Source organism: Bosea sp. F3-2, from assembly GCF_008253865.1.
Classification (GTDB): domain Bacteria; phylum Pseudomonadota; class Alphaproteobacteria; order Rhizobiales; family Beijerinckiaceae; genus Allobosea.
Genome location: NZ_CP042331.1, coordinates 4644664 through 4670224 on the forward strand (window position 1 = coordinate 4644664; position 25561 = coordinate 4670224).

22 protein-coding genes are annotated in these 25561 nt (G+C 66.1%); 3 read left to right on the forward strand and 19 right to left on the reverse strand.

Annotated elements, in window-relative coordinates:
* Positions 1 to 41: 41 nt before the first annotated feature.
* The 10 genes from FQV39_RS21455 to FQV39_RS21500 form a co-directional block, all read right to left on the reverse strand.
* Complete coding sequence (locus FQV39_RS21455) at positions 42 to 887, reverse strand: ABC transporter ATP-binding protein (protein ID WP_149132139.1); 846 nt, start codon at positions 885 to 887, stop codon at positions 42 to 44.
* A 65-nt stretch (positions 888 to 952) separates the two neighbouring features.
* Positions 953 to 2284, reverse strand: a complete 1332-nt coding sequence (locus FQV39_RS21460) for an ABC transporter substrate-binding protein (protein WP_149132140.1) — start codon at positions 2282 to 2284, stop codon at positions 953 to 955.
* A gap of 164 nt (positions 2285 to 2448) precedes the next feature.
* Entirely contained in the window at positions 2449 to 3528 is a 1080-nt protein-coding gene (locus FQV39_RS21465) for a branched-chain amino acid ABC transporter permease (RefSeq protein ID WP_149132141.1), read from the reverse strand.
* 166 nt (positions 3529 to 3694) lie between these two features.
* Positions 3695 to 4609: a branched-chain amino acid ABC transporter permease gene (locus FQV39_RS21470; RefSeq protein ID WP_149133966.1), complete on the reverse strand. Its 915-nt coding sequence runs from the start codon at positions 4607 to 4609 to the stop codon at positions 3695 to 3697.
* 313 nt (positions 4610 to 4922) lie between these two features.
* On the reverse strand, positions 4923 to 5723 hold the full coding sequence (locus tag FQV39_RS21475; RefSeq protein ID WP_210251252.1) for an ABC transporter ATP-binding protein: 801 nt from the start codon (positions 5721 to 5723) through the stop codon (positions 4923 to 4925).
* 11 nt (positions 5724 to 5734) lie between these two features.
* Complete coding sequence (locus FQV39_RS21480) at positions 5735 to 7717, reverse strand: AMP-dependent synthetase/ligase (protein WP_248313103.1); 1983 nt, start codon at positions 7715 to 7717, stop codon at positions 5735 to 5737.
* Between the two features lie 337 nt (positions 7718 to 8054).
* A complete protein-coding gene (locus FQV39_RS21485; RefSeq protein WP_149132144.1) occupies positions 8055 to 8360 on the reverse strand; it encodes a hypothetical protein in 306 nt (101 codons plus the stop codon).
* Between the two features lie 78 nt (positions 8361 to 8438).
* On the reverse strand, positions 8439 to 8645 hold the full coding sequence (locus FQV39_RS21490; protein WP_149132145.1) for a hypothetical protein: 207 nt from the start codon (positions 8643 to 8645) through the stop codon (positions 8439 to 8441).
* A gap of 79 nt (positions 8646 to 8724) precedes the next feature.
* Positions 8725 to 9399 carry a Crp/Fnr family transcriptional regulator gene (locus FQV39_RS21495; RefSeq protein ID WP_149132146.1) on the reverse strand — a complete coding sequence of 225 codons (675 nt, stop codon included), beginning with the start codon at positions 9397 to 9399 and terminating at the stop codon, positions 8725 to 8727.
* Between the two features lie 266 nt (positions 9400 to 9665).
* On the reverse strand, positions 9666 to 13211 hold the full coding sequence (locus FQV39_RS21500; RefSeq protein ID WP_149132147.1) for an indolepyruvate ferredoxin oxidoreductase family protein: 3546 nt from the start codon (positions 13209 to 13211) through the stop codon (positions 9666 to 9668).
* A 315-nt stretch (positions 13212 to 13526) separates the two neighbouring features.
* Between FQV39_RS21500 and FQV39_RS21505 the strand changes: the two genes are divergently transcribed.
* Together FQV39_RS21505 and FQV39_RS21510 are read left to right on the forward strand one after the other, a co-directional pair.
* Complete coding sequence (locus FQV39_RS21505) at positions 13527 to 14171, forward strand: DUF1007 family protein (RefSeq protein WP_187640009.1); 645 nt, start codon at positions 13527 to 13529, stop codon at positions 14169 to 14171.
* Entirely contained in the window at positions 14162 to 15184 is a 1023-nt protein-coding gene (locus FQV39_RS21510; protein ID WP_149132149.1) for a nickel/cobalt transporter, read from the forward strand. The genes FQV39_RS21505 and FQV39_RS21510 overlap by 10 nt, the downstream gene beginning before the upstream one ends.
* A gap of 397 nt (positions 15185 to 15581) precedes the next feature.
* Here FQV39_RS21510 and FQV39_RS21515 read toward each other — a convergent pair whose 3' ends face one another.
* The 6 genes from FQV39_RS21515 to FQV39_RS21540 are packed head-to-tail and all read right to left on the reverse strand — an operon-like array spanning position 15582 to position 21143.
* A complete protein-coding gene (locus FQV39_RS21515; protein WP_210251123.1) occupies positions 15582 to 16523 on the reverse strand; it encodes a DUF6454 family protein in 942 nt (313 codons plus the stop codon).
* A gap of 60 nt (positions 16524 to 16583) precedes the next feature.
* Positions 16584 to 17072, reverse strand: coding sequence for a nitrile hydratase accessory protein (locus tag FQV39_RS21520; protein WP_349238559.1), 489 nt, complete (start codon positions 17070 to 17072; stop codon positions 16584 to 16586).
* Positions 17059 to 17718 carry a nitrile hydratase subunit beta gene (gene nthB, locus FQV39_RS21525; protein ID WP_149132150.1) on the reverse strand — a complete coding sequence of 220 codons (660 nt, stop codon included), beginning with the start codon at positions 17716 to 17718 and terminating at the stop codon, positions 17059 to 17061. Before nthB ends, FQV39_RS21520 begins: the two co-directional genes overlap by 14 nt.
* Positions 17715 to 18338 carry a nitrile hydratase subunit alpha gene (gene nthA / locus FQV39_RS21530; protein ID WP_149132151.1) on the reverse strand — a complete coding sequence of 208 codons (624 nt, stop codon included), beginning with the start codon at positions 18336 to 18338 and terminating at the stop codon, positions 17715 to 17717. Before nthA ends, nthB begins: the two co-directional genes overlap by 4 nt.
* Before the next feature lie 12 nt (positions 18339 to 18350).
* Positions 18351 to 19547, reverse strand: coding sequence for an amidase (locus FQV39_RS21535; RefSeq protein WP_149132152.1), 1197 nt, complete (start codon positions 19545 to 19547; stop codon positions 18351 to 18353).
* 6 nt (positions 19548 to 19553) lie between these two features.
* Complete coding sequence (locus FQV39_RS21540; protein WP_149132153.1) at positions 19554 to 21143, reverse strand: gamma-glutamyltransferase family protein; 1590 nt, start codon at positions 21141 to 21143, stop codon at positions 19554 to 19556.
* A gap of 296 nt (positions 21144 to 21439) precedes the next feature.
* Between FQV39_RS21540 and FQV39_RS21545 the strand changes: the two genes are divergently transcribed.
* A complete protein-coding gene (locus FQV39_RS21545) occupies positions 21440 to 21679 on the forward strand; it encodes a hypothetical protein (protein ID WP_248313104.1) in 240 nt (79 codons plus the stop codon).
* 105 nt (positions 21680 to 21784) lie between these two features.
* On the opposite strand, the gene FQV39_RS21550 is transcribed toward FQV39_RS21545, so the two are convergent.
* The 3 genes from FQV39_RS21550 to FQV39_RS21560 form a co-directional block, all read right to left on the reverse strand.
* Entirely contained in the window at positions 21785 to 22150 is a 366-nt protein-coding gene (locus tag FQV39_RS21550) for a DUF1850 domain-containing protein (protein WP_149132154.1), read from the reverse strand.
* Positions 22147 to 24288, reverse strand: a complete 2142-nt coding sequence (locus tag FQV39_RS21555) for a TRAP transporter permease (RefSeq protein WP_149132155.1) — start codon at positions 24286 to 24288, stop codon at positions 22147 to 22149. The genes FQV39_RS21550 and FQV39_RS21555 overlap by 4 nt, the downstream gene beginning before the upstream one ends.
* 166 nt (positions 24289 to 24454) lie before the next feature.
* Positions 24455 to 25423, reverse strand: a complete 969-nt coding sequence (locus FQV39_RS21560) for a TAXI family TRAP transporter solute-binding subunit (protein WP_149132156.1) — start codon at positions 25421 to 25423, stop codon at positions 24455 to 24457.
* Between the last annotated feature and the right edge of the window lie 138 nt (positions 25424 to 25561).

A 25561-nucleotide genomic window follows, 5' to 3' on the forward strand; every position in this document is an offset into this window, starting at 1 on the left:
TCGCTGAATGGGCGGATCGGCGGGCTGAAGGGCCGGAAGCCTCAGGAGAGCCAGCGCTTGCGGCGCTTGTAGCTCTTCACCTCGCGGAAGGACTTCTTGTTGCCCTCGGCGACGCCGAGATAGAATTCCTTCACGTCCTCGTTCTCGCGCAGCATCTTCGCCTCGCCGTCCATGACGACGCGGCCGGTCTCCATGATGTAGCCATAGGTGGCGTAGCGCAGCGCCATGTTGGTGTTCTGTTCGGCGACGAGGAAGGAGACGCCCTCATCCGCATTGAGCCGGCGCACGATCTCGAAGATCTCTTCGACGATCTGGGGGGCCAGGCCCATCGAGGGCTCGTCGAGCAGGATCATCTTCGGCTTCGACATCATCGCGCGGCCGATGGCGCACATCTGCTGCTCGCCGCCGGAGGTGTAGCCGGCCTGCGAATTGCGGCGCTGCTTCAGGCGCGGGAACAGCGTGTAGATCTTCTCGAGGTCGCGCTTGATCGCGGCGTTGCCGTCGCGGCGGGTGAAGGCGCCGGTCAGCAGATTTTCCTCGATCGAGAGATGGCCGAAGCAGTGCCGGCCTTCCATCACCTGGATGCAGCCGCGCTTGACGAGTTCGTTCGGCGAAAGCTTGTCGACGCGCTCGCCGTCGAAGACGATCGAGCCCTTGGTGACCTCGCCGCGCTCGGCCTTGAGCAGGTTCGAGATCGCCTTCAGCGTCGTGGTCTTGCCGGCGCCGTTGGCGCCGAGGATCGCGACGATGCCCTGGCGCGGCACGGTGAGCGAGACGCCCTTCAGCACCAGCACGACATGGTCGTAGATGACCTCGATGTTGTTGAGCGACAGGATGGTGTCGCTTGCGGTCGCTGCGGCTGGCTTTTCGAGGGTGGCGGTCGACATCGGCCTCTCCCGGCAATCGGTAAAAGGGGTGCCGGCGGCGGGATCCGCCGCCGGCCGCCGTCACATCAGGACGACTTCTCGCAGGACTCGACGCGCTTCGGCCAGTTGCCGGCCTTCTCGACATAGTCCTTGGCGTTGGACTCGATCAGCGGGCGGACCTCGTCCTTCATCGGCTCGAGCCAGTCGCCCTTCTGCGTCCATTTCGTGCCGTCCCACTCCGCGACATAGGCCTTGCTGTGGCCGGAATGGTCGGTGCAGGTGATCGTCGTCGGCGTGGCGAAGCCCTCCATGCCGATTTCCTTGAGGCGGGCCGGGGTGATGTTCAGCGATTCGAGGCCGCGGCGCATGTCCTCGGCGTTGACCACCTTCTTGCCGGTCAGCTTCTGGGCGTTGCGGATGGCCTCGACCACCAGCATCGAGTTGTAGACGCCGCGGTTGTAGAGGTTCTCGCCGACCTTATCCTTCGGCGTCGTGCTCTTCCCCTTCTCCACGACGTATTTGAGAATGTCCTGGATGGCGGGGAAGTTCTGCCCGGCTGCGTTGAGGTTGAGCGAGCGATAGCCCTTGGCCTGCTCGCCGCCGGCGCGGGCGTCGTCGTCACCGCCGGCCCACCAGACGCCGACCAGCTTGTTGATCGGGAAGTTGTTCTTGATCGCCTCCTTGACCGCGGTTGGGTTCATCGCGCCCCAGCCTTGGTTGTAGAGGTAGTCCGGCCGGTCGCGCCGGATCGAGAGCCAGAGCGAGCCCTGATTCTGCATGTCGGCTGCGGCCACGGGATAGAGCTTCAGCTCGAAGCCGTACTTCTTGGCGAGGTTCTCCAGGACCGAGATCGGCTCCTTGCCGAAGGGCGCGTCGAGATGGATCAGGCCGAGCTTCTTGCCCTTGAGCTTGTCCATGCCGCCGAGCTCGGCCGCCATGTGCTTCACCATGATCGAGGCGCCGTCCCAGTAGGTGAAGGGCGGGATGAACACCCAGGGGAAGTTCGTGCCGTCGGCCGAGGCCGAGAGGCCATAGGCCATCGACAGGATCGGGATCTTGTCGACATGGGCGCGCGGGATCGCGGCCAGCGTCGCGCCGGTCGACCAGGGCGAATAGACGATGGTGTTCTTCGCCTTCGCCTGCTCGTAGCACTCGATCGACTTCTTGGTGTCGTAGCCGGTTTCGCACTCCTCATAGACGACCTTGACGCCGTTCACGCCGCCGTCGCGCTCATTGATCATCGTGATGTAGTCGCGCATGCCGTCGCCGATCGGGATGCCCGAGCCGGAGAACGGGCCGGTGCGATAGGCGTTGTTGGCGAAATAGACGCTGTCCTGCGCCGCGGCCGGAGCGATCACACCGGCTGCGGTGAGTAGGGCGCCCAGAGCCGCCCCTTTCATCAGAATGCTGGTCTTCATGGACTTCCTCCGTTCGTTTCCTCCCGACCAGGCAGCTGCCGGATCGGTCTTTCAGCGCCGGCGCTTCAGCGTCGCCGGTCGTTTCTTGGGCCTTCCCCGTTTTTGACTCGGAAGCATGGCATCGAGCGAAAACCGGTTCCCACTTTTCGCGCCATGCTTCGGCCTCAATAGGGGAAGGGCCACGTCCGCAATTTCTGTTTCCCGATCTGCCAGAGCCGGGCGAGCCCATGCGGCTCGACGATCAGGAAGATGATGATCAGGGCGCCGACCAGCATGAAGGTGACGTGCTCAGCGGCGGCGCCGGCGAGCGGGATGCCGAGCGCCGGCAAGCCGAACTTCAGCGCCGTCGGCAGGATCGAGAGGAAGGCGGCGCCGAAGAAGGAGCCGATCAGCGAGCCGAGGCCGCCGATGATGACCATGAACAGGATATTGAAGGAGAGCCGGATCGAGAACACGTCCGCTGCTTCGCCGCCACCGTACCAGAAGAAGATCATCATCGCCCCGGCGACGCCGGCGAAATAGGAGGAGACGGCGAAGGCCATCAGCTTGGCGTTGAGCAGCTTGATGCCCATGAGCTCCGCCGCGATGTCCATGTCGCGCACGGCCATCCAGGAGCGCCCCAGCTTGCCATGAACCAGGTTCGAGGCGAACCAGGTCAGCACCACGACGAGGCCGAGGCAGACGAAATAGCGCGTCTCGGGCGTCGCGGCGGCGCCGGTGACGGGCAGGCCGAACAGCGTGCGCTGCGGCACCTCGATCGCGCCCGAGGCGTTGTAGTTGAACAGCCAGGGCACGCGCACGAAGGCCCATTGCAGGAAGAACTGCGCGGCGAGCGTCGCGACGGCGAGGTAGAAGCCCTTGATGCGCAGCGAGGGCAGGCCGAAGAGCACACCGATGCCGGCCGAGAACAGCCCCGAGAGCAGGATCAGGACGATGATGTTCACGTTCGGGAAGAAGGTGGTCAGCTTGTAGCAGGCATAGGCGCCGACGCCCATGAAGGCGGCGGTGCCGAGCGAGATCAGCCCGGTGTAGCCGGTGAGGATGTTGAGCCCGATCGCCGCCAGCGAGAAGACGAGGAAGGGGATCATCACCGAGGCGATGAAGAAGTCGCTGCCGAAAAAGGGGATCGCGACCAGGGCGGTCGCCAGGATGACGGCGATGCCGATCCTGTCTTCCCGGAGCGGGAAGACGGCCATGTCGGCGGAGTAGGTCGATTTGTACTGGCCGGCCTCGCGGTAGAGCATGGCTACACCGTCATTCCGGGGCGGCGCGAAGCGTCGAGCCCGGAATCCATGAACATTGTCGCTTGCGAAGAGGTCGCGCCGTTTCCGGCACTGCCTGCGGTTATGGGTTCCGGGCTCGATCCTGCGGATCGCCCCGGAATGACGGCGAGGTTCATTGGCGCAAGCATCAGATCCTCTCGATGATCTTGTCGCCGAACAGCCCCTGCGGCCTGAACAGCAGGAAGCCCAGCGCGATGAAATAGGCGAGCCAGCTCTCGATGCCGCCGCCGACCAGCGGGCCCCAGTAGAACTCGCCGAGCTTCTCGCCGATGCCGATGATGAGGCCGCCGACGATGGCGCCGGGGATCGAGGTGAAGCCGCCGAGGATCAGCACCGGCAGCGCCTTCAGCGCCACGATCTCGAGCGCGAAGGAGACGTCCGAGCGCGCGCCCCACATGATGCCGGTGATCAGCGCGACGATGCCGGCGGTGAACCAGACGATCACCCAGATCTGGTTGAGCGAGATGCCGACCGAGAGCGCCGCCTTGTGGCTGTCGGCCACTGCCCGCAGGGCCCTTCCGATGCGGGTGTATTGGAAGAACGCTGCGAGCGCCGCGATCATCAGGGAGGCGATGACCGCCGCGGCGATGTCGATCTTCTGCAGCGAGACCAGCCCGCCGAGGATCTGCAGATCGAGCGCACCCTTTGGCAGGAAGAGCTGCTCGGCGATCATCTGCTTGGGATTGCCGCCGAACAGGGCTTCGCCGAAGCCGATCAGGAAATAGGTGATGCCGAAGGTCGCCATGAACAGGATGATGTCCGGCTGGTTGACCAGCGGCCGCAGCACCACCCGCTCGATGGTGACGGCGAGCGCGAACATGACGCCGAGCGTGATGATGACGGCGAGGAAGGCCGGCACGCCCTTCTCGTAGAGGCCGACCAGGGTCAGCGCCGCGAACACCACCATGATGCCCTGGGCGAAGTTGAACACGCCCGAGGCCTTGAAGATCAGCACGAAGCCGAGCGCGATCAGGGCGTAGAGCACGCCGGAGACGAGCCCTTCCCAGATGGTCTGCACCAGCAGGTCCGGTGCCTGGGCCATCTGCTGGAACGGGTCGACCAGGATGGCGTAAAGGGTGTTGGAGGAATCGAGCCGGATGCCGACGACCGCTGCGACGATGATGGCGGCGAGGATCAGGCCGGTCCGGATCAGCGGGCTGGCGAGCGGGCTCGGGGCGGGCCTGGTGGCGACGTCGCTCATGGCCGTGCTCCTGCTTGACCCGTCATGGTCGGGCTTGTCCCGACCATCCACGACTTCGCGGATCGAATGTCGTGTCCAAGACGTGGATGCTCGCCACAGGGGCGAGCATGACGGCTCGCCACATCGCTCGGGCGGGATGAATGGATCGCGGTCATCAGTGCGCCACTCCCAGATAAGCGTCGATCACCGTCTGGTTCGCCTTGACCTCGTCCGGCGTGCCGTCGGCGATCTTGCGGCCGTATTCGAGCACGACGACGCGGTCGGAGAGGTCCATGACCACGCCCATGTCGTGCTCGATCAAGGCGATGGTCGTGCCGAACTGCTGGTTCACGTCGAGGATGAAGCGGCACATGTCCTCCTTCTCCTCGAGGTTCATGCCGGCCATCGGCTCGTCGAGCAGGAGCAGCTCCGGTTCCATGGCGAGCGCGCGGCCGAGCTCGACGCGTTTCTGCAGGCCGTAGGGCAGCTTGCCGACCGGCAGCTTGCGGATGTGCTCGATCTGCAGGAAGTCGATGATGTCCTCGACGACGCGGCGATGCGCGATCTCCTCCTGCATCGCCGGGCCGTGGCGCAGCGCCTGCCAGAACAAGCCCTTCTTCATCTTGAGCGTGCGGCCGGTCATGATGTTGTCCAGCGTCGACATGCCCTTGAACAGCGCGACGTTCTGGAAGGTGCGGGCGATGCCGCCGGCGGCGGCGCGATGCGGGCGCATCTTGGCGCGGCGCTCGCCCTTGAAGACGATCTGGCCTTCCTGCGGCTGGTAGAAGCCGTTGATGCAGTTGAGCATCGAGGTCTTGCCGGCGCCGTTGGGGCCGATGATGGCGCGGATCTCGCCCTTGCGGATGTCGAAGGAGACATCGGTGATCGCCTTCACGCCGCCGAAGCGCAGCGAGATGTTCTCGACCGAGAGCAGGACTTCGCCCTTGCCGCGGATGGGAGTGCCGGTCACGTTCATCGGCTCCGCGTTCATGCTGCCTTCGCCGCTGCCGGCGCCTCCTGCCCGGTGACGGGATAGATCTTGGCGTCGCGCACCTTGACGCGGGCCGAGATCACGCCCTTGCGGCCGTCCTCGAAGGTGACTTCCGTCGAGATGTCGGCGGCCTCCGAGCCGTCATAGAGAGCCGCGACCAGCGGGGCGTAACGCTCGGCGATGAAGCCGCGGCGGACCTTCTGGGTGCGAGTGAGCTCGCCGTCGTCGGCATCGAGCTCCTTGTGCAGGATGAGGAAGCGCTTGATCTGCGCACCGCCCATCATCGGCTCGGTGGCGAGCGAGCGGTTCACCTCGTCGACGTGCTTGGCGATCATGTCGTAGACGAGATCATGGCCGGCGAGCTCCTGATAGGAGGCGTAGACCACGTTGTTGCGTTCGGCCCAGTTGCCGACGGCGGTGAGGTCGATGTTGAGCGCGACGGTGGCGTAGTCGCGGCCCTGGCCGAAGGCGACGGCTTCCTTGATGTTCGGATAGAACTTCAGCTTGTTCTCGATGTACTTGGGCGGGAAGAGTTCGCCGCTCGCGAGCTTTCCGACGTCCTTGGCGCGGTCGATGATCTTGAGGTGGCCGCCCTCGTCGAAGAAGCCGGCATCGCCCGAGCGGACATAGCCGTCGGCAGTCATGGTCTCGGCCGTCTTCTCCGGGTCCTTGTAGTAGCCGCCGAAGATCGAGGGCGAGCGATAGAGCACCTCGCCATTGTCGTCGATACGGATATCGACCAGCGGCGCCGGCTTGCCGACCGTGTCGGCCTTGATCTCGCCATTGGGCTGCATGGTGATGTACACGCCGGCTTCGGTCTGGCCGTAGAGCTGCTTCAGGTTGACGCCGATCGAGCGGTAGAAGCGGAAGAGCTCGGGGCCGATCGCCTCGCCGGCGGTGTAGCCGACCTTGATGTTGGTCAGGCCGAAGCGGTTGCGCAGCGGGCCGTAGACCAGGAGATCGCCGAGCTTGTAGAGCAGCCGGCCCTTCAGCGGCACGCTCTCGCCATTCAGGATCTGCTCGCCGTAGCGCTTCGCGACGCCGAGGAAGTAGTGGAACATCTTCCGCTTGAGTGCGCCGGCATCCTCCATGCGCACCATGGTCACGGTCAGCATGTTCTCGAAGACGCGCGGCGGGGCGAAGGCGTAGGTCGTGCCGACCTCGCGGCGGTCGTCGATCACTGTGTCCGGGCTTTCCGGGCAGTTGACGCAGAAGCCGGCCAGCATCGCCTGGGCATAGGAGAAGACGTGGTCGCCGACCCAGGCGATCGGCAGATAGGCGATGACCTCGTCGCTCTCGTTGAGCCCGTCGAAGCCGCAGCCAATCTCGGCGGCGACGATGACGTTGTAGTGGCTGAGCATCACGCCCTTGGGCCGCCCGGTGGTGCCGGAGGTGTAGAGGATGATGCCGAGGTCCGAGCCCTGGCCTTGTTCCATCTCGCGGGCGAGCGCGGCCTCGACTTGGGGATCCTTCAGCGCCTTGGCGCCGGCCGCGATCACCGTCTCGATGGCGTGGAGCTTGCTGTGGTCGTAGTCGCGCAGGCCGCGCGGCTCGTCATAGAGCATGTGCCTGAGATGCGGCAGGCGGTCGGTGATCGAGAGCAGCTTGTCGACCTGCTCCTGGTCCTGCACCACGGCGAAGACGGCCTCGGCATGGTCGAGGACATAAGCCATCTCCTCAGCGACACCGTCGGCATAGACCGGCACCGGGATCGCGCCGATCCATTGCGCGGCGCACATCGACCAATAGAGCTTCGGCCGGTTGTAGCCGATGATCGCGACCTTCTCGCCGCGCTTCAACCCGAGATCCTGCATGCCCTTGGCGAAGTTGCGGACATGGTCGGCGACCTCCGCCCAGTTCCAGGACTGCCAGATGCCGAGATCCTTGTGGCGGAAGGCGACGCGCGCGGCGCGCTCCCTGGCGTTGCGCAACAGCAATTTCGGAAAGGTGTCCGCCTGAACGGCGGTGCCGCTTGCCACGATTGCGTTCTCCCTGACGAGCTGCCATGCGTCGTGGCAGCCTCCTGTGAGCCGGTTCCCGGTCTCGTTGTCATGCAAGACTTGCAGCCTGGCACCATCTTCGCAAGGAGGGGCTTGACAGACAATTCTCCTTTTAGTGAGTATCATCCCGCCGAGGTTCGATCATTGGCGCGCGGCGCCGATTCTCGCTCGGATTTCCCTCACATTTCCACGGTTCCTGGGCGGTTTTCAACCGGTGTCGCGGCGTCAATCTTGCGCATGAGACGAAAGTCTTACGCAAAAAATCGGCCCGCAACTCGCATGAGCTGCGGGCCGATCCGGAACCGTCGCGAAACGGTCAGTAGCGGTAATAGTGGTTCCGGCGGTAGCCATGGGCCGGCGCCCAGGGTGGCGGGCCACCATGGCGGCGACCATAGCCGTAGCCGCGATCATAGCCGCGGCCGTGACGGTAATAGTCGCGCCTGTGCTGCCGCTCCATGTTCCGCTGGATTTCCCATTCGCGATGCTCGCGGGTGTGGCGGGTATATTCGGCGGGCAGCCTGTCCAGCGCCTCGGCCTGCGGAATGGATTGCGTTGTAGCGCTAGCCGGCGTGGCCGCGATCGCGGCGAGGGCGAGGCCGGCGGCCATCAAAATTCTACGCATGGTCGTCTCCTTCAGTCGATGGCCGTATTGGATCAGGGGTGGACCCAATGAAGCCTGAACGGGCGGGTTGGCTGCCGTTCAGAAACGCTGACGGTGATAGCTGGCTTCGCGACGAGGCGTCCGACCATGCGCACGGCGATCGACCGTGGCTTTCGCCGGCTGGAGAACGTGGAGGGGATCGACCCATTCGCCCCAAACGCGCCGAGCGATGTCCGATTGGGCGGTAGCGTATTCGGTCGCCTGGTCGTTGACCCGCCTTATGAATACATCGAAGAAGCCAAACATATCGAAAGTTCCTTTCCCAGCTCTGGGCTGTTCGGGAAAGGCAACGCGCGAGACGCGATTTGGTGCCATTCGAGAAACATCAACCTTCGTAGCGGGCAAGCTTGTCGAGGTCGCGGATGGTAATGCTGCCATGTCCCAATTCGATCAGGCCGAGGTCGGCGAGCTTCGCCAGACCCTGATTGGCCATCTGGCGTGAGATGCCAGCGAGCATGCCGAGCTCTTCCTGCGAGATCGCCAGCGTGCGGCCAAGATCGGGGTAGAGGATCGGGTTGAACAGCCAGGCGAGGTTGCGGGCGAGGCGACCGGTCGAATCGAGCGTGCGCTCGGTCTCGGCCAGTGCGATGAACTGGGCGAGGCGCTCGTTGAACTGGTGGACGAGGAAGCGGTTGAACGCGGCCGAATGCTCGAACAGCCACAGGAAGGTCGAGCGGCGCATCAGGGCAAGCCGTGTCTCGCGCAACGCTACCAGCTCGTAGCGCCGCGGCTCGGCCTTGATCACCGTACCCTCGCCGAACCAGGCGCCGGCGCGCATGCCCGCGAGCGTCGCCGTTTTGCCGGATTTCGAGGTGGTGGCCATCTTGACCAGCCCCTCGGCCACGCCGGTCCAGGACTCCAGCCGGTCGCCGACATGGCAGATCGAAGCGCCCTTGCCGTAACTCTTGAAGGAGATGCCGCGCCGCGCTTCCTCGAACTCGTCGTCCGACAGGTCGCGGGACCAGGAGGCGATGGCGCGCAGTTCCTCGGGGGTGATCAAGATGGGGATGGTCCCGGCAATGGAGCGGCTCGCGGGGTAGTATGGGCTGCGACGGGACCCTGACTCAAGTTGAACGAAAGAGGCGTAGTTGAAACGAAAGGGCGCGGGGAACCCTCTCCCGGAGGGAGAGGGCAGGGTGAGGGGATGGCCGCTACCCGACATTGCTGTGAGGTGGTCGCCGGGGCGGTGAGGTTGGCGCTGCGCTGGTCCAACGGCCTACACCTCACCCCTGCCCCTCTCCTTAGAGGAGAGGGGTTTTCCGCGCCTTACTCCGCCGCCTGGGGCAGAGTTGACGCGGTGGAAGCTCCGCCTCGCAACTGTCCGAGCAACACCGCCTCTTCCGCCTTCGCTGCCTTCAGATGCCGTTCCTTAACGTGGCCGAAGCCGCGGATCTTCTCGGGGATGGCGGTGAGGGCGATGCAGACCGCATGGTTCTCAGATGAGAACCGGGTCAGCAGCTCGTTCAGCAGCGTCTCGTACTCCGCGATCAAGCGGCGCTCGGTGCGGCGCTCCTCAGTGTAACCGAAGAGGTCGAAGGCCGTGCCGCGCAGGCCCTTGAGCTTCGCCAGCACGGCGAAGGCGCCCATCATCCAGGGACCGAAGCTGATCTTGCGCGGCAGGCCGGTGTTGGGATCGCGCCGCGCCAGCAGCGGCGGGGCGAGGTGGAACTCGTAGCGCAACGGCTTGCTCTCGCTACCTTCGGTCTCGAAGGTCGCTGCGACCTGCCTGCGGAAGGCGCCGTCGCTGTAGAGGCGCGCGACCTCGTATTCGTCCTTGTAGGCCATCAGCTTGAAGAGATTGCGGGCGACGGCCTCGCTCAGCACGGTTTGGCCGGGCGTGACCGCAGCTTCCCGCGTCTGCACGCGTGCGACGAGATGGCGGTAGCGCGCCGCATAGGCGGCGTTCTGGTAGGCGGTGAGGAAGGCGACGCGACGCTCGATGATCTCGTCGAGCGTCTGGGAGAGTTGGCGGGCCGGCGTCGCCGCCTTGCTCCGCGAGAGGAGCCCGGCCAGTGCTTCGGGATCATGCGCGGCGCGGCGGCCGAGCTCGAAGGCCTGCCTGTTCATGGCGACAGCTTCGCCGTTGAGCTCGATGGCCCTGAGCAGTGCCTCGCGGGAGAGCGGGACCGTGCCGAGCTGCCAGGCATGGCCGAGCATGAACATATTGGCAGCGATGGCATTGCCCAAAAAGGCGACGGCGGCGGCGGTCGCGTCGATGAAATGCGTCTGGTCGCGGCCGGCCGCCGACAGGATCGCGCGCTTCAGCCGCTCGGTCGGCAGCGAGAAATCGGCGTTGCGGGTGAAGTCGCCCGGCAGACTCTCGGCGGTGTTCACGATGACCGTGCCGCGTTCGGCCCGGATCGCGCCGAGCACCTTCTTGGAGCCAGTGACGGTCAATTCGCAGCCGAGCACGAGATCAGCCTGTCCGGCGGTGACGCGGATGGCGTGGATGTCGTCGGGGTGCGGCGCGAGCTTGACGTGGCTGAAGACGGCGCCGCCCTTCTGGGCGAGGCCGGCCATATCGATCATGCCGCAACCCTTGCCCTCGAGATGGGCGGCCATGCCGAGGATGGCGCCGATGGTGACGACGCCGGTGCCGCCGACGCCGGTGACGATCACCGCGAAGCTGCGATCAAGCGCCGGCACGGCTGGTTCGGGAATCTCGCCCTCGCCGAGGGCCACGGTATCGAGCCTGAGGGGATCGGCCTTCTTCGGTTTCGCGCCGTGCACGGTGACGAAGGAGGGGCAGAAGCCCTTGAGGCAGGAGAAATCCTTGTTGCAGTTGGACTGGTCGATCTGGCGCTTGCGGCCGAACTCGGTCTCGAGCGGCTGCACCGAGACGCAGTTCGACTGCACGCCGCAATCGCCGCAGCCCTCGCAGACCAGCTCGTTGACGATCACGCGCTTGTCGGGATCGGGATAGGCGCCCCGCTTGCGCCGCCGGCGTTTCTCGGTGGCGCAGGTCTGGTCGTAGAGCAGCAGCGAGACGCCGGAGGTGGCCGCCAGCTCGCGCTGGACGGCGTCGAGTTCGTCGCGGTGATGCAGGGTCGCGCCCGCTGGCCATTGCGTGCCGGGCGGATATTTGCCGGGGTCGTCGCTGACGACGGCGATGCGCTTCACGCCTTCGGCCGCGACCTGCCTCGCCATCTGGTCAGGCGAAAGATGGCCTTCCGCCTGCTGGCCGCCGGTCATGGCGACGGCGTCGTTGTAGAGCAGCTTGTAGGTGACATTGACGCCCGAGGCGACGGCCCAGCGGATCGCGAGCGAGCCGGAATGGGTGTAGGTGCCGTCGCCGAGATTCTGGAAGACGTGGCCGCGCGTCGAGAATGGCGCTTCGCCGACCCAGTTCGCGCCCTCGCCGCCCATCTGGGTGAAGCCCGCCGTGTCGCGGTCCATCCACTGCACCATGTAGTGGCAGCCGATGCCGGCATAGGCGCGCGAGCCTTCCGGCACGACGGTCGAGGAGTTGTGCGGGCAGCCCGAGCAGAAATAGGGCGTGCGCCTCGCGATCTCCTGCGCTTCAGCGAGGCGGCCCTGCGCTTTCGCGATCTCCTCCAGCCGCGCGCGCAGGGCGGGATCGTCGCAGTATTGCAGGAGGCGGCCGCCGAGGGCGATCGCGATGTCGTTGGGGTCGAGCGCGCCATGGACCGGGAAGAGCCAGTCGCCCTTCTCGTCCTTCTTGCCGATCACCATCGGCTGGTGCGCAGCGCCGTAGAGCTCCTCGCGGACCTGCACCTCGATCAGCGAGCGCTTCTCCTCGACCACCATGATCAGGTCGAGGCCCTCGGCGAAGGATTTCAGCTCGGCCGGGTCGATCGGCCAGGGGCAGGCGAGCTTGAACAGGCGGATGCCGAGATCATTGGCGCGGACCTCGTCGATGCCGAGGTCTTCGAGCGCCTGCTTCACGTCGAGATAGGATTTGCCGACGGTGGCGATGCCGATGCGCGGCTGCTTGCCACCATGGGTGACGATACGGTTCAGCCGGTTGGCGCGCAGATAGGCCAGCATCGCATCGCGCTTGTAGAGATGCATCCGGCGTTCCTGCTCGACGAAATCAAGCTCGCGGCGGATGGCGAGGCCGCCGGGCGGCGGGACGTAGTCCGTCGGCGTGACGATCGCGACGCGATCGAGCGAGCCGTCGATCGAGGCCGTCGATTCGATGTTGTCCTTCACGCATTTGATGCCGACCCAGACCGAGGCGAAGCGCGAGAGCGCGATGCCATGCAGGCCGTAGTCGATGATCTCCTGCACGCCGGCCGGATTCAGGATCGGCATCATCCGGTCGACGAAGACGAACTCGGTCTGGTGGGCGTTGGTCGAGGATTCGGCGGTGTGGTCATCGCCCATCAGGCAGATGACGCCGCCATGGGGATCGGTGCCGGCCATGTTGCCGTGGCGGAAGACATCGCCGGAGCGGTCGACGCCCGGCCCCTTGCCGTACCAGAGCGCGAAGACGCCATCATGCTTGCCTTCGCCGCTCAGCCCCGCTTGCTGCGTGCCCCAGACGGCGGTGGCGGCGAGGTCCTCATTCAAGCCAGGCTGGAAGACGATGTTCGCCGCTTTCAGCGCCTTGCCGGCGCGCATCAATTGCTGGTCGAGCCCGCCGAGCGGGGAGCCGCGATAGCCGGAGACGAAGCCGGCCGTGTCGAGCCCGGCGCGACGATCGCGCTCGCGCTGCATCAGCAGCATGCGGGCAACGGCCTGTGTGCCGGTGAGGAAGACCTCTCGCTTGTCGAGATCGTATTTGTCGTCGAGCGCGACGCTGCGCAGCGCTCCCGCCTGGGTGCCGGATATGCGCGGTGTCTCGGCCATGGTGGCCTCCCGGATCGTCGTTTCCGCCGACGGGCCGGTTGTCCCGGCCTCATGCTCCGCCGTCTTTGCGGCAAATATGTCAGTGATGCTGACATATCGACCGGAGGCGGTCAATTGATCTGGTATCATTCCAGTTTTCGAGGCCCGGTCCAGAGGTTTGCGGGAATGCCCGGCGCGCGCGTGGGGAGGCGCCGCGATTTGGCCCCGTTTGGCGAGGATGGCTGTTGGGGCCGTCGCACGCTCGTCGTCACGGCCGTTGACGATCGCTTAACCATGATCCACGCAAGCGTGCCGGGACTGTGGAGGATTTCGCCTGTGACGCGACGCGTATGTCTGACGGCCCTGTCGGGACTCCTGCTGGCCGCCCTAGCGGTGGGGCCGGCGGCTGCGCATCCGCATGTCTTCGTCAATGCGAAGGCCGAAATCGTCTTCGCGCCGGACGGCTCGGTGCAGGCGATCCGGCATCACTGGAGCTTCGACGAGGCCTATTCCGCCTACATCACCCAGGGCCTCGACAAGAATGGCGACGGCAAGCTGACCTCGGACGAGCTCGCCGAACTCGCGAAGATCAATGTCGAATCTCTGCCCGACGTCGAGTTCTTCACCGTCGCCAAGATCAACGGCCGCAAGCAGGAATTCGGCACGCCCGGCGAGCAGGTCATGTCCTATGACAACAAGGTTCTGACGCTGACCTATACTCTGCCGCTGAAGAGCCCGCCGCGGGCGCGCTCCTTCGGCATCGAGATCGGCGACCCCACTTATTTCGTCGCCTTCACCATCGTCGATGCGCCCGATGCGGTCGTCACCAAGGGCGCGCCGGAGGGCTGCGTGGTGCGGGTGAACCGCCCGCCCAAGCTCGACGACGCCACGCAGAAGCGCCTGGCCGAGGCCGACATCACCGCGACGCCCGATGTCAGCGGGCTCGAGGTGACGACGCGGGCGCTGGTGGCATGTCCGTGACGCCGGCGGATACGGCGCGCCCGGCCGGCGTGTCACTCTCGCGGCGACTCCTCGCCTGCGCGCTGGCGCTGCTCCTTGTCGGGGGCGCGGTCACGCTTCTCGCCGTGCTGATCGCGAGCGTGAGCCCGCCGCCACCGCCACCGTCGCGCAACCCCTTCGGCACGGCTCTGCCGCGCGAGGCGCTGCCGTCCACCACCGGCTTGGGCGCGCTGCTGATCGCCTGGCAGTCGAGCTTCTACCGCGAGCTGACGGCGGCGCTGAAGGCGATCGCGACGGCGCCGGGCGCGCTCTGGGGGCTGCTCGGGCTCTCCTTCGGCTATGGCATCTTCCACGCGGCCGGGCCGGGCCACGGCAAGGCCGTGATCTCCGGCTATATCGTCGCCGACAACCGCAGCCTGAAGCGGGGCCTGGGTCTGAGCTTTGCCGCCGCTTTCCTGCAGGCGCTGGTCGCCATCGCGATCGTGACGGTCGCGACGCTGCTGCTGCGGGTCACGGCGATCCAGTTGAATGCCGCAACCACCGTGATCGAGCAGGGCAGTTTCCTGCTGGTGGCGCTGGTTGGCCTGCTGATGCTCTGGCGCAAGTCGGGGACCTTGATCGCGCTGGAGACGGGCGCGGCACATGATCCGGCGGCTTGCGATCACGTTCATATGCCGGATGCCGATCAGGTCTCGCGGCTCGCTGGCTGGCGGGACATGGCCGGCGTCGTGCTGGCGGCCGGCGCACGGCCCTGCGCCGGCGCGCTGATCATCCTCGTCTTCGCCGCCTCGCAGGGGCTGTTCTGGGCCGGCGTCGCCGCGACCTTCGCCATGGCGCTCGGCACCGCGATCACTACCGGAGCGCTTGCCGCCTTTGCGGTCTTCTTCAAATTCGCGGCGCTGAAATTCGCCGGCGGTGGCAGCCTGCGCTCGGCACGGCTGATCGCCGGGCTCGAGCTTCTCGCCGCCGCCTTCGTCGCCGTGCTGGGCGCGGCGCTGTTCACCGGCCTCTGGCTCGGCGGGATGGGGAGCTAGAGCATTGTGCTTTAAGCTGGAATCGTAAGGCGCAGGCTGGCGCGACGCTTCCCCTCCCCCTTGTGGGGAGGGGATGGGGCGGGGGTCGAAAAGCAAGGGCGATCGACGGGGACGTGTTTTCGGCGCTGCTGCCACGGCGCGATCCTGCAGCCGGTCACCAAGCGGCGCCACCCCCACCCCTATCCCCTCCCCACAAGGGGGAGGGGAAGAGTACGCATCGCCGGCATGGCGGTTCAATTTATCGCATTTTCTTTACGCGAACCGGTATCCACTTCGCTCGAAAATGCTCTATAGCATCGGACCGAAAAGTGGATTCCACTTTTCGGAAAAATCCGATGCGATAACAAATACATAGATCGCCGTCATCGCGTCCGATTGGACGCGCGGCGATCTAGGCTCAGCGAGCCTCGGCCTCGTAGGTGAACAGGGTCGACTTGTCGTCGTCCGGCATGAAATAGGCACGCACGCCCTGTCCGGCCGGCTCGACCCAGAAGGGATTCTGCGTCATCGGCAGCCCGGAAGGCGACCAGAGCTCGACCGGAAGCTGGTAGACGGGCCGGTTGTCGCGCAGATCGACGATCTCGAAGCCGCCGAGACGGAAGATCGGCGCGTCGGGCGCGACACGATAATTGTTGAGGCCGGAGCAGAGCATCCGGCTGCGGCCGATGAAGTGGCAATCCTGATAGTCGATGTAGAGCGCCGGGTTGATGACGCGCAGCTGCTCCGGGGCGGTGCCGGCATTGGTGACCTTGCCCTCGGCGTCGAGCGGCCATTTGTAGAAGCGCCGCGAACCCCAGCTGACGCCGTGCAGCGACTTGTCGTCGGTGTTGTGGACGATGCCGCCGATATGGTCCTTGAAGCGGAAGACTTCGGTCGCCTTCATCGTCGCCGGATCGACCTTGTAGATGATCGACTGGCTGTTGGGCCGGTACTCGGCCACGGGAACCCAGATGTGCTGGCCGTCGAAGTCGATGCCGCCGGGGTGGTAGACCGAGCCCTCGCCGAGCGTGAGATCGCCCAGCAGGCGCCCCTCGGCGTCGAACTTAAAGAGATGGCCCACGCCCTCGCCGGTGTCGCGGTCATAGCCGCCCTGCGGGCTCGGGAAGCGGGTCGTCGGCTTGCGGATATCGACCGAGGAGACGAAGAAGGCGTCGCCGATCTTGACCATGCCCTGCGGGTGGAAGGTCGGGAACTGCAGCGTCACCGCCGCCTTCTGCTGCCACTGCGTCGCGCGGGTCAGCTTCGGGATCGTATCGTTGAGGGCCGGGTCGGCGGCGCGGGCGGAGCCCGCGGCGAGGAGGACGGTGCAGATCAGTCCGGTTGCGAGGCGCGTCTTCATCGGGATTCTCCCAGGTTGTGACGACGCCTTGCCGGCGTTCTTTTTCAGGGTGATGACAGGCTACCCGATCGACGCTGCCTCCGTCGGGCGCAGCGGATCGTTCTCCAGCCGGATCGGCTTGCCATGCGGCGTCGCCTCGGCAGCGCGCGCCCAGGAGGCGGCGAGCGCGTCGACGCCGTCATCCGAGGCGATGCCCTTTTCGATCAGCAGGTGCTCCAGCGCCTCGCACCAGCGCTCGTAATAGTCGGAGCCATCACGACAGCCGCCAGCAGCGAGCGCTTCGCGGATCTCGGCACCGAGCGCCTGCGCCCATTCCTCGGCCGTGAAGACGCCCTTGTTCTGCAGCGCGACGACGAGGGCGAAGGCCTGGGCCTGCCAGGGCTCGGCGAAGATCGGTCCCTCGGCATCGCGCGGGATCGGCGTGTCGGCCGCGAGCGCTAGAGCATTGCTCGAAAAAGTGGCTTCCGGTTTTTCGGAAGAGCAATGCTCCAAATTTTGGACATCGATCACATTGTGATCGATGGGCAGATCGGTTTCAGGCCGGCTCAAGATAGCTCTCCCACGCCTCGATGCTGACGGTGGAGCTCGGGTCGCCGTCGCGGCCCCAGAGCTCGCGGCCGGCGAAGACCACCCTGTAGAGCCACTGCGCCGTCTCGGGCTGTCCCTGCGAGCCGGTATCGGGGAAGACGTGGCAGCCGACGATGCGTTCGATCACGCCCTGCTTGCCGCGGGCATAGCGCGGCAGGCGGGTGTGGTGCTGCGGATGCATGACGATGGTGCGGACCTTGTCGCCCACGGCGAAACGCGCCGGTGTCTCGGCGTTGCGCTCATAGGGAAAGCCGCGGCGCAGCACGCCGGCGACCTCCTCGCCCTCGAGCACGCGCTTTGGCTCGCGGCGCTCAGCCGAAGGCTTGCCGGTCGCGAGCTCGTCCGCTGTCAGGAAGCCGTGCTTGACCAGCACCTTGTCGAGTGCGGCGAGCCAGATCTCGTAATAGGTCGAGGAGAGATATTCCGCCGGCGGCAGGCTCTCGCGGGCATGGCGGATCTCGTCGATGGTCCAGGCGCCCATGGCACCGGCCGCGACGTTGATCGCGAGCACGCGCTTTTCCCAGTCGCCGTGGAAAACCGGTTCGTTCGGCTCCGGCACGACCGGCCCGAAACCCATCTGGCCGCCGAGATCATGGGCGCTGTTCATGCGGCATCCTCCACGGCAGGCAGGCCGGTGCCGATCATCGAATCGCGCGAGACGATGCTCGCCAGCTTCTCCTCGCTCCAGCCCTCGGTGCCGGCCGGGCGCATCGGGATGACGATGAAGCGGGTCTCGGCGGTCGAATCCCAGACGCGGATGCGCTGGCCCTCCGGCAGCGTCACGCCGAAATCGGCGATCGTGCCGCGCGGATCGATCACCGCCTTGGCGCGGTAGGGCGGGGATTTGTACCAGACCGGCGGCAGCCCGAGCACCGGCCACGGATAGCAGGAACAGAGGGTGCAGACGATGAGGTTGTGCTGCTCGGGCGTGTTGAAGCAGGCGACGATGTGCTCGCCGCCGCGCCCGCCATAGCCGAGTTCGGCCACGGCCGCCGTGCCGTCCGCCTTCAGCCGTTCGGCAAAGGCGGGATCGGTCCAGGCCTTGGCGACGACGCGGGCGCCGTCGCGCGGGCCGATCCTGGTCTCGTAGGTATCGATGATGGCGTCGAGCGCGGCCGGATCGACATAGCCCTTCTCGACCATCAGCGTCTCCAGCGCCTTCACGCGCGCCTCGATGGCGGTGAAGTGGTTGTCGTGGTCGTGATCGTGGTGGTGATGTCCGCCCATGGCGAGATCCTCTCAGGCGATCCGGATGCGCGCGGCGCGTTCGTAGCGTACCGCGAAGGCGACGAGCGAGCGATCGGAACCTTTCGGCCCGATCAGCGACAGGCCGAGCGGTGCGCCCTCGCGCTGGGCCACCGGGATAGTAACCTGCGGGAAGCCCGACAGGCCGGCAAGGCAGAGCAGCCGCAAGGCCCGGTTGCGGAAATCCTCCAGCTCCGCCTCTTTCGCCGCGATCAGCGGGGCGACGTCGGGCATGGTCGGCAGGATCAGCACGCCGTCCCGGCCGAGAAGGCGCGTAAGCCTGGCGCGGAAGGTCTTGCGGGTGGCTTCGCCACGCGCGTATTCGGCGTCGGTCACCGCTTTCGAGAAGATGAAGCGCTCCTTCACGCCCGGCCCGAGCGGCGGGGCGAAGCGCTCGATCATGGCGCCGTCCGACAGCCAGGCTTCGCGGCCCTGGATCCAGCGGAAGGCCCAGTAGAGCGCGTCGAGATCGCGCACCAGCTTGACGCCTTCCGGCTGGCCGAGCGCGGGAATCGTGCGCTGCACGACATTGCGCAGGATCGTCTCGGCCTCGGGGATGGCCTGGGCGAACATGTCATCGGCGATGATGAGGCGCGGGGTTTCCGGCAGTTCGGTCCGATCCAGATCGAACAGTGTGTTGGAGACACGGGCGAAGACCTCGCCGTCGCGGGCGAACCAGCCGGGCGTGTCGAGGCTCTCCGCCAGCGGCCAGACCCGCTTCAGCGAGAGCCGGCCATGGGTCGGGCGGATGCCGAAGAGGCCGCCATAGCTCGCGGGAGCCCGCACCGAGCCGCCGGTGTCGGAACCAACAGCGATATCGGCGAGGCGTCCCGCGACCGCCGCCATCGAGCCGCAGGAGGAGCCGCCGGTGATACGCTCGGGCGCCGCGGGATTGATCGGCGAGCCGAAATGCGCGTTCTGACCGTTGAGCGAGAAGGCGAGTTCGTCGGTATGGGTCTTGCCGACGAAGCGGGCGCCGGCTTGGAGCAGGTCCTTCACGATCGGCGCCGTCTTCGTCTTGATGCCGGACTGCGCCAGCACCAGCGGCGAACCAGCCCCGGTCGGGTAGCCCTTGACGTCGAAGAGGTCCTTCACCGCGAGCGTCAACCCGGCGAGGGGCCCCGCGACAGCATGCTTCACCGGCGCGTCGGGATAGGGAACGAAACAGCGGAACGGATCGTCGAAAGTCATCTGGCGTCAGATCCCCCTGGCATCGCCGTCGGAACGCGGGTCGTGCACCGCCTCGACATGGCCCTTGGCGTGCTTCACCAGCATGCCGGCATGGCCGAAGCCCTCGGAATAGGCCAAACCGCTCTCCTCGACCGGATGTCCGGCGGCATCGAGCCGTTCCAGCAACGCGGAATCGAAGCGGCTTTCGAGCTTGAGGCTGGTCGAGCCGGCGCCCCAGGTCTTGCCGAAGAGCCAGCGCGGCGCATCGACCGCCGTGGCGAGGTTCTGGCCGGCGCGGTAGCGGGTCAGGATCTGCGACTGGAACTGCGGCTGTCCGTCGCCGCCCATCGAGCCATAGGGCAGGATGCGCCCGTCGTCGAAACAGGCGAAGGCCGGGTTCAGCGTGTGGAAGGGCTTGCGGCCCGGCGCCAGCGGATTGGCGGCGTTCCGGTCGAGCGAGAAGGAGACGCCGCGGTTCTGCCAGTGGATGCCGGTCGCGGGCAGCACGCAGCCGGAGCCATACTCCCAGTAGATCGACTGGATGTAGGAGACGGCGAGGCCATTGCCGTCGATCGCACCCATCCAGATCGTGTCGCCGTCGCCATTGCGCAGGGGCAGCTTTGCCGCACGTTTCATGTCGATGGCGGCTGCCTCGCGCGCCAGCACGGCGTCGCTCAGGAATTCGGCCGGTTGGCGCGCGAGATAAGCGGGGTCGGTGACATAGCGGTCGCGGATGGTGAAGGCCCGCTTCGTCGCCTCGATCAGGCCGTGATGGTGCTCGAAGCTGTCGAGCTTGGTGGCGCCGAGCCGCTCGAAGATGCCGAGGATCATCAGCGAGGCCAGCCCCTGCGTCGGCGGCGGCAGGTTTGAGACGGTGATACCAGGCAGCCGCAGAGAGAGCGGCGCGACGGCATGTGCGCGATAGCGCTCGAGATCGGTGCGCGTGACGGGGGCGCCGATGCGTTCGAGATCGGCGGCGATCTCGCGGCCGACATCACCGCGATAGAAGTCGTCGAGCCCGGCATCGGCAAGCTGCTGCAGGGCGGCGCCGAGCGCCTCCGGCTTGCGGCGGGCACCGGGCTTGGGCGGCGCACCGTCGATCCAGAAGGTGGAGACGAAGCCGGGCGCGGCCTTCAGCGCCTCCAACTCGTTGGGCTTGTTGCCGAGCTCGGAATCCGAGACCGCATAGCCCTCACGGCAATGGCTGACAGCATCGGCCAGCAATTCGCCGAGCGGCAGGCGTCCGCCGAGCGTGCGCGAGAGGTCGAGGGCGAGCTGCCAGCCGCCGACGGCGCCCGCGACGGTGAGCGCGGCTTCCGGCCCACGTGAGGGGATGGCGTCGTAGCCCTTGCCGCGATAGCGCTCGATTGTGGCAAGCGAGCCGGCCGGGCCGCAGGCCTCGATGCCATGCAGCCGGCCGCCCGGCTCATGCACCAGCCAGAAGCCATCGCCACCGATCGCGTTCATGTGCGGATAAACGACCGCGATCGTCGCTGCCATCGCGACCATGGCCTCGATCGCATTGCCGCCCTCAGCAAGGATGGCTCGCCCCGCTTCTGAGGCGAGGCGATGGGGCGCTGCCACGGCGGCCAAGGCGAAGACAGGCGTATCCAGCATCAGGGCTTTTCAAGCTCCGGAATCATGCCCATCTGGGCCAGAGGCTGTTATGAACCATGGAAGAGGATTTGATGAGGTCAAAACGGCGGAGCTGCAGCGTCGCACTGCTTGCCGATACTAAGGGTATCGGCTGCGCAATGCTCCTCCCATCTCTGCCGTTTTGACCTCATCAAATCCTCTTCCATGGTTCATAACAGCCTCTCGGGGCGCGAATTTGTTGCATGGGGCGGCAAGCTCCGCTAGGTGCCTAGGGCGCATGGCAGCGTGAGGCAGCCTGCGCGCGAAGGAAGGACAGCATGGCCGGACGGCATATGAACTGGCGCAACCTGATCATGGTCTCCTCGTTCGGGATCCTGATCGCCGTCGAGCTCTTCGGCGTGGCGCTGGCGGCCGGCTGGGCGCTGGCCGGCCTGTTCGATCTCGGCACCATCTTCGAATACATCATGATGGCGGTGTTCTCGGTCTTCGCGGCCTACGGCTTGCTCAACCTGATGCGGCGCATGCTCAAGATCGAGCATCTGACCGAGGTCGATTGAGCCTGCGTCATGCTCGGGCTTGACCCGAGCATCTCGGAAACCAGCACCTTTCGCCCTGAGATTCTCGGGTTTGCGCTGCGCTCCGCCCGAGAATGACGGTGCCGCTCAATCACAGATCTTCAGCGTCACCGGGTCGGCCTCAGCCGGCATGTAGTCTCCTATGGGCCGGCACTGGCCTGCCCAGCAGATGCGCCAGTCGGCAGTCGCACCCGAGCGGCGCATCACCACCTCCTTCAGCGGTGGCATGGTCGGGCGCCAGCGCCAGAAGCCGTCGATCAGCTTCGCGCCTTCGGGCGGGTCCATGCCGGCGCCCGAGCCCTCGATCCGCGCCTCGACGATGTCGAGCCCGGCGGGCGTCTCCCGCCAGACCTCTTCCCACAACGTCTTCTGCACTGAATGGCGCCAGCTGAGCGTGATCTCGCTGTGGCCGAGCGCCACGACGAGCGCGCCGGCCGCGAGGCAGAGGCTCATACCAGCACAGTCTCGGCCTTGCGCGCCGAGAGCCAGTGCCGCAGCACGATCGCCGCGGCGAGCGCGTAGCCGAGCGGGTCGCTATAGGCGAACTCGCCGAAGAGCAGCACCGCCGCGCCGAAGCACAGCGCGCGTTCGAGGACGGAGAGCTTTCCGAACAGATAGCCGATCGCGACCATGCCGAAGAGACCGATCGCGACCGTCGCCTTGAAGGTGGCGTAGACGACCGCCGGCCAGAAGCCGATGACATTCGCCATCGGATCGCCCGGTTGCAGCATCAGGGCGGGCGAATAGACGGCGATGAAGGGGATGACGTAGCCGGCGAGCGCCACGCGCATCGCCTCCCAGCCGATCTTGTCGGGGTTCTCCTTGGCGATCGGCGCGGCGGCAAGCGCAGCGAGCGCCACCGGTGGCGAAAGGTCGGCCATGATGCCGTAGTAGAAGGCGAACATGTGGCTGACGATCAATGGCACGCCGAGCTTCTCCAGCGCTGGAGCGGCCAACGCTGCGACGATGATGTAGGTCGGGATCGTCGGGATGCCGGTGCCGAGCAGGATCGACAGGATCATCGTCAGGATCAGCGCCAGGAACAGGCTGTGCTGGCCGAGTCCGATGATCCAGGCGCCGAAGGTGGTGCCGATGCCGGTCTGGGTCATCAGGCCGATGATGGTGCCGACGATGGCGCAGGCGATGCCGACCGGGAGCGCTGTCTTGGCGCTGTCGGCCAGTGCGTCGCGACTGATCGCTAGCGTCGCGCGCCCGCCCAGCGTGAAGGCATTGGCGAGGATCAGCGCCGCGATCAGCCCGGCGACGATGCGGATGTCCATGCCGTCGCGGAAGAGCGCGGCGGCGATCAGCCCGAGCCCGACCCAGAAGATCACCCGCAGCGTCTGCGTGCTGAAGCCTGCCGTGACACCGGCGCCGAGCAGCAGCCCGACCGTCAGCGCCAGCCCCATCGTGCCGGCGAAGAGCGGGGTGAAGCCGTGGAACAGCATGAAGATCAGCACGGCGAGAGGCAGCGCCAGATACCAGCGCTCGCGCAGGGCCTTGAGCGGGCTCGGCAGCAGCGTGCGCTCGATGCCCTTGAGACCGTATTTGCCGGCTTCCAGATGCACCATCCAGAAGGCCGAGGCGAAATAGAGCACGGCGGGGATCGCGGCGGCCTTGACGATCTCGGCATAGGGAACGCCGAGCGTCTCGGCCATGATGAAGGCGACCGCGCCCATCACCGGCGGCATGATCTGGCCGCCCATCGAGGCGGTGGCCTCGACGCCGGCGGCGAAGGCGCGCCGGTAGCCGAACTTGATCATCAGGGGAATGGTGAACTGGCCGACGGTGACGACATTGGCGACGCCGGAGCCGGAGATCATGCCCATCATCCCGGAGGAGACCACCGCGACCTTGGCCGGGCCGCCGCGCGCGCCGCCGAAGATCCCGAGTGAGACGTCGTTGAAGAGGTGGATCATCCCAGCCTTCTCGAGGAAGGAGCCAAAGACGATGAAGAGGAAGATGTAGGTCGCGGAAACGTAGATCGGCGTGCCGTAGAAGCCTTCGGTACCAAAGGAGAGGTGGCCGATGATCTGGTCGAAACCGTAGCCGCGATGGTTGAAGGGGGCGGGCAGGTACTGACCGAAGAACCAGTAGGCCAGGCAGACGCCGCACATGATCGGCAGAGCATTGCCCATCAGCCGGCGCGCCGCCTCGAAGATCAGGACGATCAGCAGCGTGCCGACGATGAGATCCATGGTCGAAGGATCGCCGTCGCGCAGGATCAGGTCGCTATAGAAGATCCATTGATAGAGACCGACGCCGAAGCCGAGGATGCCGAGCGCCCAGCCGAGCAGCCGGCCGGGCGTATCCTTTGCCCGGAAATTGGCGACGAGCCCGAAGGAGAGCAGCAGCAGGAAGCCGACATGGACGCCGCGCGCCGCCTGGCTCGGCAGGAAGTTCCAGGCCGAGATCGCGATCTGGAAGGCGGCGAAGGCGAGTGCCAGGCCATAGGCGAAGAGCCCCGAGCCGCCGGGGCCGAAGCCGGGCGGGAAACCGTGCTCGAAATTGTCGAGGTCGGGATGCTCGATCGGAACCGGGGTGGCGCCGGAGAGAGCCTCTAACTGGTCGGTCTCGGCGGTGGTGGTCATCGTCCAGATCCTGCCGGTGTCATGGTGTCATCTCGCACGCGCCGCGGCACGTCAGTGCTGCGGCGCAGATGCGGGATCGTCTTTAGGTCGAGCGCCTTCTCGTCACGCGGTCCCGTGTCTGCGCGGCGGCATTGCATGCCGCAGCGCGCACGGGATGACACGCGCCTTACGAGCCGGCCTTCAGGCCTTTTTCCTTGAGATAGCGCGCTGCGCCCGGATGCAGCGGGACGGGCATGCCGTCGAGTGCCTTCTCGAGCTTGATCTCCTTGCCGGCCGAGTGCGAGGCGGCGAGATCGCCTAGGTTCTCGAAGATATTCTTCGTCATCTGGTAGACCAGCTCTTCCTTCACGCCTTCATGGGTGACGAGATAGTTGACCACGGCGGCGGTGTTCACGTCGCTGGTCTGGCCGGTATAGGTGTTGGCCGGGATCGGGGCGCTGATGAAGGGCGGGCCGGCCTTGTCGATGACGGCCTTCGGCACCTCGACGACGTTGATCTCGACCGAGGTGGAGAGGTCGCGCAGCGAAGCGACGCCGAGGCCGGCCGATTGCAGCGTGGCGTCGAGCTGGCGGTTCTTCATCAGCTCCACCGACTCGGCGAAGGGCAGGTACTCGATCTTGCCGAGATCCTTGTAGGAGAGGCCGGCGGCGGCGAGGATGGCGCGGGCATTGAGCTCGGTGCCGGATTTCGGCGCACCGACCGAGAGGCGCTTGCCCTTGAGATCGGCCAGCGTTTTTATGCCGCTCTCCTTGGAGGCGACGATCTGGACATAGTTCGGATAGATCGCGGTGACGCCGCGCAGCTTCTTCAGCGGCGCCTTGAAGCCGGCTTCCTCATCGCCCTTCCAGGCGGCGTCGAGCGAGTCGCCGAGTGTGAAGGCGATCTCGCCGCGGCCCTGCTGCAGCAGCACGAGGTTCTCGACCGAGGCCTTGGTTGCCTGCACGGTCGGGCGGATGTTCTGGACCTTCTCGCCGTAGATCTTCGAGAGCGCGACGCCCATCGGATAATAGACGCCCGAGGTGCCGCCGGTCAGGATGTTGATGAAGTCCTGGGCGCTGGCTTTCATCGGGGTGGCGGCGAGCGCGACAGCGGCAGCGAGGCCGGCAAGATGCCGGGCGCGGAGCAGCGATTTCATGATGTCTCCCTGGATGCGTTCCGGCTCGTGCGGCCGGTTGTCGCAGTTTTAGAGCATGCTGGACGGCAAAGTGAAAGCACGACGGCGGCCCCGCGCTTTTCGTCTTTAGCCCAAGCCCCGGACTGGTTTCGCCATGAT